The sequence below is a fragment of the Pseudomonas sp. FG13 genome (genome assembly GCF_057809755.1).
The window spans coordinates 1-468 of sequence record NZ_JBMDKO010000111.1; the positions used below are offsets into that span (position 1 = coordinate 1).

1 protein-coding gene is annotated in these 468 nt (G+C 58.1%); it reads right to left on the bottom strand.

What is annotated here, in order from left to right; genetic code table 11:
• The coding region (locus tag ACODTO_RS29565) for an immunoglobulin-like domain-containing protein (protein ID WP_489107477.1) at nucleotides 1–468 on the bottom strand (468 nt) is incomplete at both ends.

The following is a 468-nucleotide window of genomic DNA, read 5'->3' on the forward strand; positions in this document are numbered from 1 at the left end:
CAACAGTGCCGGTGGTTTCGCCCGCAGCAATGTTAATGACCGAACCGTTGCTCAAGGTGACGGTCACTGGCGTTTGAGCGGCGTTGCTCAGCGTCGCGGTATAGGTGATCTGGCCGCCTTCGGTAATGCTTTCGCTGGCGCTCAGGGTCAGACCAGTGTCATCCACCGAATCAGTGATCGTGGTGACGGCAGGCGTAGTGTCCGGAACTAGGTTTTCGAAGTTACCGCCGGTCGCACCGGTGATGGTGGTGCTGACAGTGCTGCCATTGTTATAGACGTCGTTGGCAGGCGTATTAACCGCGACGGTGCCGGTGGTTTCGCCCGCTGCGATGGTAATCACCGAGCCGTTGCTCAAAGTGACGGTCATCGGTGTTTGAGCGGCATTGGTCAAGGTAGCGGTGTAGGTGATCTGACCACCTTCGGTGATGCTCTCGCTGGCACTCAGAGTCAGGCCAGTGTTATCCACCG